The sequence below is a fragment of the Pseudomonas sp. ICBG1301 genome, from assembly GCF_016918385.1.
Taxonomy (GTDB): Bacteria; Pseudomonadota; Gammaproteobacteria; order Pseudomonadales; family Pseudomonadaceae; genus Aquipseudomonas; species Aquipseudomonas palleroniana.
Map to the genome: position 1 here is coordinate 512,241 of NZ_JAEKGB010000001.1, position 14,514 is coordinate 526,754.

Here is a 14,514-nt window from a genome sequence, read left to right on the forward strand (position 1 = left end):
GCTCCTAGAAAAAAGTGATGTCTTGTGAACTCTGCTGCGCCGCGGTATCGCCATGGTGGTTACGCCGCTGCTCGTCGGTGGCATAGGTGGCCTCCATGCGCGCCAGCCACTGGCGGGCATCGACGGCTGCCAGTTGGTCGGGCGTCTGGTTGGCCTGGAGCAGGTGCTCATGCAGGGCGTGCATGTTGTCGCGTACATGGCTGAGGATCTGGCTGACCCGGTCCTGGAATTGCAGGTTGACCAGCACCTCGGTCATTTCGTCACGGATGCCGTAGCTTTCCTGCTTGAGCAGGTCGGCGGAATCGGCCAGGCGCCCGGTGATGCTCTGGAAGCGTTCGAGCACCTGCTGGATGCTCTGCTCGGACGCGGCGACGGAGTGGCTGTCCTGGTCGGCGCTGGTGGAGGCCACCTGCACCAGTTGGGTGATGGCGTTGTTGATGATGTCGACTTTGGCCGACATCTGCTGGCCGGTCTCGCTGGATTTACTCGACAGGCTGCGCACCGCATCCGCAACCACGGCAAACCCGCGCCCGGCTTCACCGGCACGCGCCGCCTCGATCGCGGCATTGAGGGCCAGAAGGTTGGTTTGTGCCGCAATCGCCGCCACGTCGGCGGCCATGGTGCGCAGTTCGCCGGTATAGGCGGTAAGGCTGCGCACCTGGGAGAGGGTCTGGTCGCGGCTCGATTGAGCGGCCTTGAGCGAGTCGATGACCTGGCTCAGTTCGCTGTCGCTGCGCGCCAGCACCTTGAGCGCGCCGTCGGCAGCTTGCCCATCGAGTTCCCCGGCGGCTTGCTGCGAGGCCTGCACGGTGTCCTGCAGGCGCGTGGAAATACCGGTGAAACGGTTGGCGAGGCTGACGATGGCGTCTTCGGTCTGCAGGCGCGAGCTTTCCACTTGCTTGGCCCAGATCGGCATGGCGCCCAGCAACACCTCGTCGAGTTGGGCGCGCACGGCCATGCCGTGGTGTGTCGCGTCTGCATCTGCCGGGTCTGCCTTGGCCTGCGCAATCGCTCGCAGCACCAGGTCACGCTGCGAACGGGTGCTCCAGGCGCACGCACCAAGACCGATCAGCAGCAGTACGGCACAGGCCACCATGTTGGCCAGAGAGGCTGATTGCAGGAGTGTCCATGCGATGGCAGGGATGACCGGGATTAACGCAAACCAGCGAAAAGGCAAGGGAACGGGGGGCAAAGTACGGCCGGATTGACGCTGAGTCATGAGTTCGGTCCTTGAACATTGTTGCAGATATGAACGACATAAAGTCTATCTGTCCCTGGCGCCTTAACTTTAGACCTAGTATGTACCTTCCGTCTGGTTTGTGACTGAGGCGTGAGTGGGCGCCGGGAAAAGGGCTATGGCCTATTTCTTGCCGTAGCGCTGCGAGGTGTGCAACTCAAGTCGAACGCAAATGGGGCTATGCAGTTTTTGCCTTGACTTTTGTGCTGCCTTTCAGCGCCTGCACGTTCAGGCCAGTACCCCGATGATTTCATGAGTGCGCCGGTTTTAGAGGTTCGGGACTTTACTGCGAAACCTGTAGATCCTGCCAAAAAGAGACGCGCGCACCCGAAAAACCACTTTTACACGGCGTAATGACGACAGAATCCGCTGTATGGAAAATTTCGATATCTTGCGCGAGGCTCTAGGTTGCGGGTCTAGTGATCCAACGTCCCGACCTGTCGGTTTTAGCTGTTGGAAACATTTTGATACTTGAAGTAACGTGCCAGTTGCTTTGACTTCGGGTGTTCAAATTTTCCAAGGAATCGGAATATGCTGCGCCGTCGCATGATGATCATGTTGGGTGTTTCTCTGTGCGTTGTATTGATGCTGGCAAGCTACAAGGCTTATTCGATCTATCAGCAAGTACAGGGTTTTTCCACACCCCGCCCTCCAGTCAGTGTGGCCGTGGTGACGGCGCAGGAGCAGACATGGCAGGAGCGATTGCCGGCGGTGGGCTCGCTCAAGGCATTGCGCGGCGTAAACCTGAGCCTGGAGATTGCCGGCACCGTCAAGGACGTGCAGTTCGAATCAGGGCAAACGGTGAAGGTCGGACAACCTCTGGTCCAGCTCGATAGCGCGGTAGAGCAGGCGCTGCTCGAAACCGCCCAGGCCGATCTTGGCCTGGCAAAGCTGGATTTTGGACGCGGCAGCCAATTGGTTGGTGATCGGGCCATCTCCAAAGGTGAGTTCGATCGACTCTCGGCCCAATTGCAAAAAAACCTGGCCACTGTCAATCAACTCAAGGCGTCCCTGGCGAAGAAGCACGTTCTTGCGCCGTTTGGCGGTGTCATCGGTATTCGTCAGGTCGATGTCGGCGATTACCTGGCCAGCGGCACTGTGATTGCCACTTTGCAGGACCTGAGCAGCCTCTACGTCGACTTTTATCTTCCCGAACAATCGGTGCCTAAAGTGGCCATCGGGCAAGGCGTGCAGGTCGAGGTGTCGGCCTACCCGCAACAAGCCTTTCCCGGCACCATTAGTGCCATCAACCCCAAGGTTGAGAGCACCACGCGCAATATGTTGGTGCGCGCCACCCTGGCCAACCCTGACAACAAACTGCTCCCCGGCATGTTCGCCAGCCTGCGGGTGTTGCTGCCTGATCCGAAGGTTGAGATTGTGCTCCCGGAAAGCGCGATTACGTTCACCCTTTACGGCAACTCGGTGTATGCCATCACGCAGAAAAAAGCCGATGACGGCAGCGTGGAAAAAGACGCCAACAACCAGCCCGTCCTGATTGCCGAACGGCGTTTTGTAGAAACTGGCGAGCGGCGAGGCGGTCTGGTGCTGATAACGCGCGGATTGAAAAACGGTGATCAGGTGGTCAGCGCCGGCCAGCTCAAGCTGGACACCGGTACCCCTGTCGCCATCAGCCCTGACAAGACTCAGCCGGCAGTGCCTGACCAACCAGCCCTCGCTGCAGGTGCGCTATGAAGTTCACCGATGTTTTCATTCGCCGCCCGGTGTTGGCCGTGGTGGTCAGTCTGTTGATCGTGCTGCTGGGGTTTCAGGCTTACAGCAAGCTGGCGCTGCGGCAATTCCCGAAGATGGAAAACGCACTGATCACAGTCACGACCGCATACCCAGGTGCGAATGCCGAAACCATTCAGGGCTATATCACCCAACCGTTGCAGCAAAGCCTGGCCAGTGCCGAGGGCATTGACTATATGACGTCGGTCAGCCGCCAGAATTTTTCGGTGATTTCGATCTACGCCCGCATCGGGTCTAACAGCGATCGTCTGTTTACCGAACTGTTGGCCAAGGCTAACGAGGTCAAGAACAAGCTGCCACAGGACGCCGAAGACCCGGTGCTGAGCAAGGAGGCCGCTGACGCCTCGGCGCTCATGTACATCAGCTTTTCCAGCCGGCAACTGAATAATTCGCAAATCACCGACTACCTGTCTCGGGTCATCCAGCCCAAGCTCGCCACGCTGCCTGGTATGGCTGAAGCCGAAATCCTCGGCAGTCAGGTATTTGCCATGCGCCTGTGGCTCGACCCGGTGAAGCTTGCGGGGTTCGGCTTGAGTGCCAACGATGTCACCGCAGCGGTACGCCGATACAACTACCTTTCGGCTGCCGGTGAGGTAAAAGGCGAATATGTGGTTACCAGTATTAACGCCAGTACCGATCTGAAAACCGCTGAAGCCTTTGCTGCCATCACCCTGAAAACCGATGGCGATAGCCGAGTGTTATTGGGGGATGTGGCGCGGGTGGAAATGGGGGCGGAAAACTACAACGCCATCAGCTCCTTTGGCGGCACACCTTCGGTTTACATCGCCATCAAGGCGACACCGAGCGCCAACCCGCTGGACGTGATCAAGGAAGTACGCAAGCTCATGCCTGAGCTGGAGACTCAACTGCCGCCCAGCCTCAAGGTAGATATAGCCTATGACGCCACACAATTTATCCAGGCGTCGATCAATGAAGTGGTGAAGACGCTGTTTGAAGCTGTGCTGATTGTGATTGTGGTGGTGTTCCTGTTTCTGGGGGCGCTACGTTCGGTAGTGATCCCGGTGGTCACCATTCCGCTGTCGATGATTGGCGTAATGTTCTTCATGCAGATGATGGGGTACTCGATCAACCTGCTGACTCTATTGGCGATGGTCCTGGCGATCGGCCTGGTGGTAGACGATGCGATCGTCGTGGTCGAAAACATTCACCGGCATATCGAGGACGGCAAGGGACCGATGGACGCGGCGCTGGAGGGCGCGCGGGAAATTGCCCTGCCGGTGATTTCCATGACCGTCACTTTGGCGGCGGTCTATGCGCCAATTGGGTTCCTGGACGGTTTGACCGGTGCACTGTTCAAGGAATTCGCCTTGACTCTGGCCGGTGCGGTGGTGATTTCCGGCATTGTCGCGTTGACACTTTCGCCGATGATGTGCGCTCTGTTGCTTCGTTCCGAGGCCAGCAGTTCGGGGCTCGCCCACCGACTGGACCGTATTTTCGAAAGCCTCAAACGGCGTTATCAACGGCTGCTGCATGGCACTCTTAATACACGGCCAGTGGTACTGGTGTTTGCCGTGATTGTGTTGTGTCTGATTCCAGTGTTCCTCAAATTCACCAAGTCGGAGCTGGCGCCGGCTGAAGACCAAGGCATCATTTTCATGATGTCCAGTGCGCCTCAACCGACCAACCTGAATTACTTGAATACTTACACCGACGAATTCATCGATATCTTCAAAGCCTTCCCGGAGTACTACTCGTCTTTCCAGATCAACGGCTATAACGGCGTGCAGTCCGGGATTGGCGGCTTCCTGCTCAAACCATGGAATGAGCGCAACCGCACCCAAATGCAGATCCTGCCCGAACTGCAAGGTCGACTGGCGCAGATCCCTGGTCTACAAATTTTTGGCTTTAACCTGCCTTCGCTTCCAGGTACTGGCGAAGGCTTGCCGTTTGGTTTCGTCATCAACACCGCCAGCGATTATGAGTCGTTGCTGAAAGTGGCCGATCGGGTGAAGACGCGCGCCATGGAGACGGGCAAGTTCGCTTTTGTCGATATCGACCTGGCGTTCGATAAACCGGAAGTGGTGATAGACATCGATCGTGCCAAGGCGGCGCAGATGGGTGTGTCGATGCAGGATCTTGGCAGTACGCTGGCGACATTGCTGGGCGAGGCGGAAATCAATCGGTTCACCCTTGAAGGGCGTAGCTACAAAGTGATAGCCCAGGTCGAGAGGGCCTACCGCGACAACCCCGAGTGGTTGAACAGTTACTACGTCAGAAACACCAATGGTGAATTGTTGCCGCTTTCGACGTTGATCCGCATCACCGATCGGGCGCGACCACGGCAGTTGAACCAGTTCCAGCAGCTCAACTCGGCATTGATCTCGGGTTTTCCATTGGTGGGAATGGCAGAAGCCATCGAGACGGTGAAGCAGATTGCCGTCGAAGAAGCGCCGCCAGGTTATGCATTTGACTACAGCGCCGAATCACGGCAGTTCGTCCACGAAGGTAGCGCACTGTGGGTGACCTTTGGTTTGGCGTTGGCCATTATTTTCCTAGTGTTGGCGGCGCAGTTCGAGAGCTTCCGTGATCCGTTGGTGATACTGGTGACGGTGCCGATGTCGATTTGCGGAGCGCTGATTCCCTTGTTCCTTGGATGGTCGAGCCTGAACATCTATACCCAAGTGGGGCTGGTGACGTTGATCGGTTTGATCAGCAAACACGGAATTCTGATCGTCGAATTCGCCAACCAGTTGCGTAAAGACAAAGGCTTGTCGGCCCGTGAAGCCGTAGAACAGGCGGCCTCCATTCGCTTGCGGCCAGTATTGATGACCACGGCGGCGATGGTGTTTGGCATGGTGCCGTTGATACTTGCGACCGGTGCGGGAGCGGTAAGTCGTTATGACATCGGTATGGTGATTGCCACCGGGATGTCGATTGGCACGCTATTCACGTTATTTGTCCTGCCGTGCGTCTATACGTTATTGGCCAAGAGCGAGGTGCGAAAGGTCGAGGTGGATGGGATCCCTGTAATGACTCGGTAATAAAGCACACTGATCCCAGCTTGTTGGAAGAAGATAATTTTAAGTAAGTCGTAGATTTTGTATGACTCAGCCCTATTCAGGTGCTGCGTATTTTATCGTTTTTTAATTAGTAGTTACCGTTCATCGGGCTGAAAAAATTCTTTGTAAAAGATTTTGACAGGCTTATATCTATTTGATTAGTCTGGATTGGATCCAATCATAAGAACAACAAAGTCGACTGACTTTTCTGCCGCTCAAGTTTTAGACAAACATGGATGAAGGGGTGTGATTGATATGTACTTGGTCAAAATAAAAGAGATCGCAGCAGACATTCTTTTTCTGGAGGGGCCAGAGTCAATTCCCAGTGACCAGTCATTTGATCAAATCGGATTTACGTCGATTGATTTCATCGACTTCTGTTTTGAAGTCAAGTCGCAGATCAACGCCGATGTGGAGCCCGAGTACTTGTGGCCGTTCCATAAAATGATGGCGGATCCAGCATTGTGCGTGGACAGTCAGTGGACCACCCGCGGGCGGGAGATGACTCGCGACATCCTGCAAGTTGCGGATAGCGATGTGGTTGAGCCGAATAAGATCGGTCGTTTCTGGACGCCGGAGTTCTGTTCCCGGCGTCTAGAGGCGCTCGCCCATGGCTAGTGTTTACTTGACTGGAATCGCCGTACGTCAGGCCGGGCTCGACCTGGCCGATATCGCTCGGCAAGAGGCCGCTTTTGTAACCGCTGAAGCAGCGTCCAAAGGGGTTGCGGTTTTGTCTGCGCAGATGGCTAAAGATATTGCCCGTGAAGACAGGGCGATATTATCCGACGCAGCAATACGCAGCCTTACCGTCGCGGATGCCGCATGTGCAATGGCGCAACAACAGCTTGCCTTTAGCGAAGAGGCGCGTGCGCTTATTAATGTCTATACCACCGCTGAAACCGTCCGGGACTTTTACGAAATTCTTTACGAATACCGTATCAAGCACCCGGAACTGACGGCCGCTGATCTACACGCGGTGTTAGGACGTGTTGCCGGCAGCGTCCACCCACTTCGGTTATTTCGAAAGTTGCCGACTAATAACCTGTACCACATTGCCAAGTTCTTCGGATTTATCGGAGGGGGTTATCCATTGCGCAGTATGTCACTGGGCGGGCTCTCCTTATTGGAACATGCGCTATTCAAACTTGAGGACGAGGCGCAGGGAGGGGCTTTATTGTGTGGGGTCGGGGATATGATCAAAGCTGATAACTTTGAAGCGTTCCGCAAGATGGGTCTGATTGAGTCGGACCCGCACCGGCCGCAAACCGATAAAGTCAACGTCACCCATGGCGCGGTTGCATTGATGCTGGAAAATGCCGCCCTGTTGCAACGCTCCGGCCATGTCGCGCTTGCGCAGATTGTGTCTGTCCATAGTCGTTTCGACGGGAAAATCCATTCACAGCAAGCGGATTGGGAGGCCTTGCTCAGCGGCTTGCCTGCTGCAGTAATCGGCGAAAAACCGGTGGTTGTGATGTATGACAACGGCGCGCCGAACCTGCGTCAGGTCGAGAATGCAGCGGTGTTCAAGGCCCTCCCGAACGTCGATATTCGTCGTTACAAACCCTATACAGGTTATGCGGGAAGTACCAGTGGCCTGGTGGACCTTGCCTGTGCGCTGGCCGACAAGAGCGTTGAAGTTGGCCGCACACTACTGGTCAATGGCATGGGGATCGGCATCGGCTGTGCGTGCGCCGTGGTCAAAAAGTTGCAACATCTGCCCATCGACCGGCCCGTATCGGGAGAAGCGTCATGAGAGAACGCGTGGTCATCACCGCCTTGGGCTGTTGTACGCCCCTGGGCAATACCTATGATTCGGTCACTGCGGCATTGCGTGACGGGACAACCGGCATTCGTGAAATACAGAAGTTCGATACGGCTTCGTTCAAAAGCCATTTCGCGGGCGTGCCAGAGGTTGGCAACATGCGCACGTCCTCATTAAAACGCAGTCGCTCCTGGGACGAGTTGTATATCAATAATGCGGTTAAGGGATTAATGGCATGGCCCGGTATGGACCTGAGTCATTTCTCGCCGCAGCGTATTGGATGTTTCCTGGGCGTTGATGAACCCGTTCCGGATATCCATCAAACCGTTGATTTTGTTTATGACTTGCAGCGTGACGCTGACAAGGCATTTACCAATATGGCCGAGGTGATGGAAAAGCACTATCGCATCAGTGATTTTGCCCGCCTGGATTCAACTCAGGTATTGCGCCAGGTCCATGCGCAAATTCCATTCCATGGCCCGAGCATGGTGCACCTGGGGCTGTGCGCGGCCTCACTGCAGGCAATTGGTACGGGATTTGAACAGGTAGCTCGCGGGCGAGTGGATGCCGCTATCGTCGGCGGTGCCAGCGCCAAAGTAACGCCCGAGCACTATATCGGCCTTGAATCGGTCGATGTGATTTGCACCGACGCTTCATTACCGTTTGATGGTTTGTCGCGCCCCTTTGATACGCGCCGTTCAGGTTATGTGCCGGCTGAGGGCGCGGTGCTGTTCTTGTTGGAGAGTTACACCCATGCGCTCAGGAGAGGCGCGGTGCCTTTGATGGAAATCGTCGGGTATGGGGCGAGCATGAATGCCAGCCATATTGTGAAGCCCGATCCTGAATCCCGGGAGATGAAACTTTCAATGACTCGGGCACTGGCCAGTGCCGGGCTCAACCCCAGTCAAATAGGGTTGGTCAATGCCCATGGCACCTCAACCGTGTTGAATGATCTGCACGAGTCAGCTGCTATTTGCTCAGTGTTATCGGAGCGAGTGCCGGTCACCGCCAATAAATCACTGCACGGGCATATGATCGCCGCGGCGGGGGCCATGGAAACACTCAATACCCTGATTGGTTTGAGAGAAGGATTCATTCCTGGGACGCGCAACCTTGAGACCCCGGACCCGCAGTGCAAGGCCAACATAATAGGTCAGACGCAGAGCGCCCACATCGAATACTGTCTCAAGAACTCGTTTGGGATGGGTGGACTGGCAGCCTCAATGATCTTTCGCCGAATTGACGCCTAATAAGGGATTGCAGGATGCAAACAATCCAACGCCGGACAGATTTTCCAGTCGATAAGTTTAATCAAATGATCATGGGTTACTTGCGTGATGATTACCCCGGCACGCTTGAGCCAGTCGAGGATTACCAGAGGTTTGTCGAGGCCTATCCTGTCATGGATAAAAGTGCGCTGTCAGCCTCGGGACGGCAGTTGCTTGGTGCGGGAAAAATGCAGGGTTGTTATGTAGTGTCGACCTCAGGTACGACCAGCGGCCCTGTCATTCTTGCGAATAAATTTCTGCAGGGCGTCACGGAACACAGCTATCCCTATCAAGTGCGTGTCGCGATGGCCAAGCATGTATTCAGTGCCGATGACATTGTTGCCAATCTGCTGACAGCAGGTGGTCTGGGAAACAGTTATGAGGGCATGTGCCGTTTGCTCGAAAGCATCGGGGTGACCATTCTCCCCGTGGGCCGCCCGGATACCTTGGCCAACGACGCGCTCTTGCTCGATCTGCTGGAACGCTTTCACGTCGATGTGCTGGTGGGGTCTCCCAGTGGCATTGTGCAGGTTGCGCAAGCGGCATTGCGGGCGGGCGTGTCGCTGCCGGTTCGCAAAGTGGTGTTCGTCGGCGAAGCCTTTCACGCCTCCAAGCGCACATTTGTCCGTGAGCAATGGCCCGACGCGCATTTTTACAGCATTTATGGCGCCACGGAGTTGGGGTTCGCCGCGATCAACACGCCACAAATGAGCCCCGGCCAGCATCTGCTGCTCTCCGATTGGTTTTTCGTCGAAGTCAGCGATCAAGGGGAGCTATTGGTGACCGATCTGAGGGCGCCGGTCGTGCCGCTTATTCGCTACAGAATCGGCGACTATGGCGCGCTTTTTTCGGAACCCGCCAGCCCTGAGTTCTACTTGACCATTGGCGACAGGGTGGGCGAGGAGTTCAGTCTGGGAGGACATAAAATCCGCCTGGACCAGGTCCGTCAACAGCTTGCGGTTGCAGACGTGGATGCAACGTGGTGCCAGGTCACGCTCAAACCGGCCGAACAGGGTCGAGACCGCGTGGAAGTGGCGCTGGACCTGCCGGACATTGAAGTGGATGAAGGCTTACGGGCGCGAGTGGAGTCGGCGCTGAGTCAGATTCCCAAATTGGGCGAAGCACTGCGGCGTGGCGTCGCCGAGGTATCCATCGTGGGACGCGAGCGGTTTAAGTTCAACGCACGACAAAAACTGCCAGCACTGCGTGATGAGCGCCCGCGCGTTGGAGTTGCCTGAATGGATGCTGAGCCAGGACGGCGTATCGAAAGGTTGCTGGCCATCCCAACAGAAGCGGGGCGGCTGGATGAGCTTTTTCATGCGTATTCGGATTTGTTGATCTTGCTGAACAGCTATCAACGTAGCGCCCCTTACGAACACTCAGAACGTGCTGAACGATACCGCATGGAAGACTGCCAGCGCAAAGTGCTGGAAATAGAGCAACTGTTTGAGTCGGCGCTGAGTCATCAATGGAATACGTTATTGACTGAGGGCAGTCCACTCAGCCGGTTTTTCTATCGCATTTATCAACGCATGGTCAGCAGCGAACTCACTGGCCTCGACGCCCACCATGGAAAACTGTGCCAAGTGGGTGTGGGCGCCATGCCGCTGAGTATTTTGCTGTATGTGCAGAAAACCGAGTTTGTCGTCACGGGAATTGACATTGACCCCACGGCGATTGTGCGAGCGCGGCAAGGGCTGGACGCAGTATTCAGCGCACTGGATATACCCCGTGAGCGCTTGAGTCTGGTCGAGGCTGACGGCGCGGATTTTGATTACGGTGACTACGATGTCGTTGTGCTGTCCATGACGGTTTCCGGACGATCCAACGTCCTGCAGCGCATTCTTGATACCTGCCGCAAGCCGCAACTTCGAATTGTGTTGCGCGATACCGAGGGTTGGAAACAGTTTATTTATCGCCCGGTGGGTTTACCCAGCCAACACCGGTTGGAGTTGCTCACTCACTCTTCAGGCTGCCCGATCAGCAGTGCCATCTACGGCGTTCGATCCAACGATTGAGGGATACCATGTTAGTCATATTGCGCGAAACACCGCTGTGGGTTTACGCCGTTTTTTTTCTGCTGCTTTATTACGGTGTAATGGCATGCTTCAAAAGTAATGAAACCCGACGCTCACTGTTGCTCAGCCCGGCGATATTCGTAGCCTGGTCCTTGATGGCCATGGACTATGCCACTCAACCCTGGGTGTCGATGGGCAGTTGGATAGCAGGCGTGTTCGTGGGGGTGATGATTGCTATGCGGTGGTTTGACTATCACGGTATTACCGAGGGTGAGGCTCGTCATTCTATCTCGGTACCAGGGTCATTCAAGTTACTGGTGCTATCGATGTTTTTTTTCGCGATTAAATACTTTATCGGCTATCAACAGGCGACAGACCCCCTATTTGCCGGGTCCTTGCCAATGCGACTGCTGATAGGCGCCGCCTCGGGTTTAACCATAGGATTATTGTGCGGCCGGGCGTGGAAAATGTTGTCGATCCTGAATGCATTTTCCCGTCACAGCGAAGTTGACGTTGCCTGTGCAAACAAGAAATGAACGAGTCCCTAAGTTTTCAATAATAAAGAGCCTGATGAGGCGATGAGGGTGCTTGCCATGAATTACCTTGATCTGTGTCCTGAGTTGGAAAGGCACGGACCGTTTTTTCGCGTTCGGCTTGATCCGGATTTGTTGGCGACGTTTCTGTCACGCTTTGACGCCACCCTTGTCACTGTAGAACTTTGTCATCAATTCGCGGTGCGGTGCGTGCGTGCGACGGTGGATGCAGGCGCCGCAAGTGAGCGCTTTCTGCCGGTATCCTTGCGTCAACTGAGTACGGCCGACATTCGGCAAATCGGTTATTTGTTCGGACAGGTTTCCAGGGAGCAGCAGGGCGGAACTGTGCAGATTTATTCATCCGCCGTCTCAGCGGCTCATGATGATCTGTTGTGCTCAGTGACGGTCATGGCCCTGCGGGCCATGAATGAGCAGCGTGCCGCCACTTAATGCGTTCTACTGTTGTGGGATGACGTCGTGATGATTAATCTTCTTGTTCCACCCTTGCTGTTTCCATACTTTCTCGAGTGGCGCACCGGTAATTATGTTGAAGCTGCTTTACTGTCATTGTTGGTGCTGGTGGCGCTTTGTTATAAAGGCTTGAAAAATAAGTTCGTCATTGACTGGAGTGTCGCGTGTGGTTTTGTTTTGATCGCCGGCGTCTCTTATGTTCAACCCAGTTTTTTCAGTCTGTCATTTACCAAGCCTTTGATTTATGGCTTGTTGGCTATTGCAGGGTGGGTGTCCTACTGCGTCGGTAAACCCTTTACGTTGCAGTATGCGAGGTTGGAAACACCTCGGGAATTCTGGAATACACCGCCGTTCATTCATATCAATAAAAAAATTACGTTGGTGTGGAACGCGGTATTCACGCTTAACTTTGGGTTTGCCTTGGCCAGTTTGACTGATGTCGACGACTGGCCGATTTATCTGCTGATGTCTTACTTCACCATTCTGTGTGCAGTTGTCTTTACCCAGAAGTACCCGGACGTTTACTTGGCTCAAGGAGAGCGAAACCGTGCGCTATGAGGTTTTCAATACTGCCCTCGAATTGATCAACTCGAACGCTACGGTGCATGTTGAAGTGGATGCCGTTGCGCCGATTTTTGATGAGCATTTTCCGGGTTATCCGATTGTTCCAGGGGCGTTCACGGTCGGCTTCGTGCTGGCGTGCTGTAGACAGTTACTGTCGCAGAATGCGGTACGGGTCAAGCGTGTGGTTTTCATCAAGCCGATAACGCCGGGTGCCTGTTTGCAGTTGCAGTTTTCAGGGCTAGATCTTCCAGAGGATAAAGAGATCGGTTTTGTCCTGAAAACCTCACATTCTATACATTGCCGAGGGAGCGTCATGTATGACTGATATCGCTATCGTTACCGGGGGAACGCGGGGAATAGGTCGTGCGATCGTCGCCAGGTTGGTCGCGCAGGACTTCACCGTTTTCGCCACATATCACAACGATGAGGCCGCCGCTGACCGACTGTCCGGCGAGTTCGGCGCACGCGTCATTACCGCACGCGTTGATGGTAGCGATCGGGGCCAGGTCGAGCGCTTCCAGGCGCAACTCATCGACTATCCTCTGCCCTCGGTATTGGTCAATAACGCAGGCATCGCACGTGACGGGCTGTTTCTGAGTCAGGAGCCGTCCTCGTTTGCACAGGTGATGGCCAACAACTTTGGCGGCACCCTGAATTTTTGTGAAGTGTTCGCGCCGCTCATGGCCAAGGCGCGCCACGGCAATATCATTAATATCGGCTCGGTGGCTGCGCAAAAGATCAAGTTGGGCAACACGGCCTATGGCTGCGCTAAAGCGGCGATAGAGCGCTTGAGCCTGGGCCTGTCAGTTGAACTTGCGCGCTTCGATGTCCGCGTCAACTGTGTATCGCCGGGCTTTGTGGACACGGACATGTTTCAGACGTTCGCCGGTGAACAGGCCAGAGAGATCCTGAAGTCGATACCCGCAAGACGCGTCATGACAGCGGATGAAGTTGCCCAAATCGTGTGTTTGCTGGCCACTCGGCAACTGTCCACCCTGGGCACTGTGTTGCGTGTAGGGAATGGCGAAAATGTGGGGTGAAACCTTCAAAGTCAGCGCAGCTGTGCAGTCGGTAAGCCCGCCATGGTTGGCCGGATACTTTCAGCGATTGGGCGGCCCGAATGCAGCTGGGGTGGATTTTGCCTGCCTGGCCCGGTTGCATGAGGCGCACATCGCCCATATTCCCTTCGATATGGCGGATGGCTTCCTGGATGCTCAGGTGCCTTTCTTGCTGGACGATGTAGCTCAGAAAATCGTCCACGAACAGCGGGGCGGCGGCTGCACGCAGATGAATGGCATTTTTGCTCAAGCTCTACACAGCCTTGGGTTCCAGGTCCGACGCACGTTGGCCAAGACCTTTCAGAATGGCGTATGCCGGGAGCTGTCCACCCATATGGCACTGTTGGTCGATGTGGAGGGACAGCGCTGGCTGTGTGATGTCGGGTTTGGCCTGCGGGGGCCAATAAGGCCGCTTTCACTGGATGAACGTGATGATCAGGTGACGCAAGTGCAGGGTTGTCATCGTTACCGTGTCAAACGGCTGGTCACACGGGAGTGGTTGGTGGAGTACCTGCGCGGTGAGTCCTGGCAAGGCTTGTTGGTGGTTCGGGATGCGGACTACCCCTATGAAGAGTTTCGTGTCACACACTTCTATAACACCCATTCACCCACTTCACTGTTTGCCGGCAATTTCATTTGCGCCAGGCCTCATTGGGAAGGCGGCGATCTTCTGCAGAACGGGACGTTGGTGTGTGTTCACGCAAAGCGTCGCACGAGCTATACCGCGCGCACGCTTGACGAATTGATCGGCCTGCTCAAATCACACTTCAATATCACGCTTTCTCCGGAAAGATTTCACCACTTACCGCCCGGGATCGGCAGGGGTTAACACCA

The 14,514-nt window shown here is 55.3% G+C and carries 14 protein-coding genes; 13 read left to right on the forward strand and 1 reads right to left on the reverse strand.

All coding sequences use genetic code 11. From position 1 onward, the window contains the following. Positions 1 to 4: 4 nt before the first annotated feature. Complete coding sequence (locus JBE38_RS02320) at positions 5 to 1,219, reverse strand: methyl-accepting chemotaxis protein (protein WP_090369684.1); 1,215 nt, start codon at positions 1,217 to 1,219, stop codon at positions 5 to 7. A gap of 549 nt (positions 1,220 to 1,768) precedes the next feature. Here JBE38_RS02320 and JBE38_RS02325 point away from each other — a divergent pair. The 13 genes from JBE38_RS02325 to JBE38_RS02385 all read left to right on the forward strand — a co-directional run bounded on the left by JBE38_RS02325 (position 1,769) and on the right by JBE38_RS02385 (position 14,509). Then, positions 1,769 to 2,929, forward strand: a complete 1,161-nt coding sequence (locus JBE38_RS02325; protein ID WP_205343468.1) for an efflux RND transporter periplasmic adaptor subunit — start codon at positions 1,769 to 1,771, stop codon at positions 2,927 to 2,929. Next, positions 2,926 to 5,988 carry a multidrug efflux RND transporter permease subunit gene (locus JBE38_RS02330; protein ID WP_090369688.1) on the forward strand — a complete coding sequence of 1,021 codons (3,063 nt, stop codon included), beginning with the start codon at positions 2,926 to 2,928 and terminating at the stop codon, positions 5,986 to 5,988. The genes JBE38_RS02325 and JBE38_RS02330 overlap by 4 nt, the downstream gene beginning before the upstream one ends. Before the next feature lie 273 nt (positions 5,989 to 6,261). Further along, positions 6,262 to 6,624 carry a phosphopantetheine-binding protein gene (locus JBE38_RS02335; protein WP_328586474.1) on the forward strand — a complete coding sequence of 121 codons (363 nt, stop codon included), beginning with the start codon at positions 6,262 to 6,264 and terminating at the stop codon, positions 6,622 to 6,624. Beyond that, positions 6,617 to 7,759 (forward strand): hypothetical protein, encoded by a 1,143-nt coding sequence (locus JBE38_RS02340; protein ID WP_205343469.1) that lies wholly within the window; start codon positions 6,617 to 6,619, stop codon positions 7,757 to 7,759. The genes JBE38_RS02335 and JBE38_RS02340 overlap by 8 nt, the downstream gene beginning before the upstream one ends. After that, on the forward strand, positions 7,756 to 9,018 hold the full coding sequence (locus JBE38_RS02345) for a beta-ketoacyl-[acyl-carrier-protein] synthase family protein (RefSeq protein WP_090369695.1): 1,263 nt from the start codon (positions 7,756 to 7,758) through the stop codon (positions 9,016 to 9,018). The genes JBE38_RS02340 and JBE38_RS02345 overlap by 4 nt, the downstream gene beginning before the upstream one ends. Positions 9,019 to 9,032: 14 nt before the next feature. Continuing rightward, entirely contained in the window at positions 9,033 to 10,274 is a 1,242-nt protein-coding gene (locus tag JBE38_RS02350) for an AMP-binding protein (protein WP_107338851.1), read from the forward strand. Beyond that, the gene (locus JBE38_RS02355; protein WP_090369699.1) at positions 10,275 to 11,054 is read left to right on the forward strand and encodes a nicotianamine synthase family protein; all 780 of its coding nucleotides are present in this window, start codon (positions 10,275 to 10,277) and stop codon (positions 11,052 to 11,054) included. It begins immediately after the preceding gene. An 8-nt stretch (positions 11,055 to 11,062) separates the two neighbouring features. Further along, positions 11,063 to 11,590 (forward strand): DUF6622 family protein, encoded by a 528-nt coding sequence (locus JBE38_RS02360; RefSeq protein WP_205343470.1) that lies wholly within the window; start codon positions 11,063 to 11,065, stop codon positions 11,588 to 11,590. Positions 11,591 to 11,647: 57 nt separating this feature from the next. Next, entirely contained in the window at positions 11,648 to 12,037 is a 390-nt protein-coding gene (locus JBE38_RS02365; RefSeq protein WP_143038199.1) for a hypothetical protein, read from the forward strand. 27 nt (positions 12,038 to 12,064) lie between these two features. After that, a complete protein-coding gene (locus JBE38_RS02370; RefSeq protein ID WP_205343471.1) occupies positions 12,065 to 12,616 on the forward strand; it encodes a hypothetical protein in 552 nt (183 codons plus the stop codon). Then, positions 12,606 to 12,947: a hypothetical protein gene (locus tag JBE38_RS02375; RefSeq protein ID WP_205343472.1), complete on the forward strand. Its 342-nt coding sequence runs from the start codon at positions 12,606 to 12,608 to the stop codon at positions 12,945 to 12,947. The genes JBE38_RS02370 and JBE38_RS02375 overlap by 11 nt, the downstream gene beginning before the upstream one ends. Then, positions 12,940 to 13,662 carry an SDR family NAD(P)-dependent oxidoreductase gene (locus tag JBE38_RS02380; RefSeq protein WP_090369708.1) on the forward strand — a complete coding sequence of 241 codons (723 nt, stop codon included), beginning with the start codon at positions 12,940 to 12,942 and terminating at the stop codon, positions 13,660 to 13,662. Before JBE38_RS02375 ends, JBE38_RS02380 begins: the two co-directional genes overlap by 8 nt. Then, a complete protein-coding gene (locus tag JBE38_RS02385; protein ID WP_159438932.1) occupies positions 13,652 to 14,509 on the forward strand; it encodes an arylamine N-acetyltransferase family protein in 858 nt (285 codons plus the stop codon). Before JBE38_RS02380 ends, JBE38_RS02385 begins: the two co-directional genes overlap by 11 nt. The last annotated feature ends 5 nt before the right edge of the window (positions 14,510 to 14,514 follow it).

What these genes read in the sequence shown, in the direction of transcription:
- JBE38_RS02330 (WP_090369688.1), top strand. Translation starts at nt 2,926, where the DNA reads ATGAAGTTCACCGATGTTTTCATTCGCCGCCCGGTGTTGGCCGTGGTG.
- JBE38_RS02345 (WP_090369695.1), top strand. Translation starts at nt 7,756, where the DNA reads ATGAGAGAACGCGTGGTCATCACCGCCTTGGGCTGTTGTACGCCCCTG.
- JBE38_RS02385 (WP_159438932.1), top strand. Translation starts at nt 13,652, where the DNA reads ATGTGGGGTGAAACCTTCAAAGTCAGCGCAGCTGTGCAGTCGGTAAGC.
- JBE38_RS02320 (WP_090369684.1), bottom strand. Translation starts at nt 1,219, where the DNA reads ATGACTCAGCGTCAATCCGGCCGTACTTTGCCCCCCGTTCCCTTGCCT.
- JBE38_RS02360 (WP_205343470.1), top strand. Translation starts at nt 11,063, where the DNA reads ATGTTAGTCATATTGCGCGAAACACCGCTGTGGGTTTACGCCGTTTTT.
- JBE38_RS02335 (WP_328586474.1), top strand. Translation starts at nt 6,262, where the DNA reads ATGTACTTGGTCAAAATAAAAGAGATCGCAGCAGACATTCTTTTTCTG.
- JBE38_RS02380 (WP_090369708.1), top strand. Translation starts at nt 12,940, where the DNA reads ATGACTGATATCGCTATCGTTACCGGGGGAACGCGGGGAATAGGTCGT.
- JBE38_RS02350 (WP_107338851.1), top strand. Translation starts at nt 9,033, where the DNA reads ATGCAAACAATCCAACGCCGGACAGATTTTCCAGTCGATAAGTTTAAT.
- JBE38_RS02325 (WP_205343468.1), top strand. Translation starts at nt 1,769, where the DNA reads ATGCTGCGCCGTCGCATGATGATCATGTTGGGTGTTTCTCTGTGCGTT.
- JBE38_RS02340 (WP_205343469.1), top strand. Translation starts at nt 6,617, where the DNA reads ATGGCTAGTGTTTACTTGACTGGAATCGCCGTACGTCAGGCCGGGCTC.
- JBE38_RS02355 (WP_090369699.1), top strand. Translation starts at nt 10,275, where the DNA reads ATGGATGCTGAGCCAGGACGGCGTATCGAAAGGTTGCTGGCCATCCCA.
- JBE38_RS02365 (WP_143038199.1), top strand. Translation starts at nt 11,648, where the DNA reads ATGAATTACCTTGATCTGTGTCCTGAGTTGGAAAGGCACGGACCGTTT.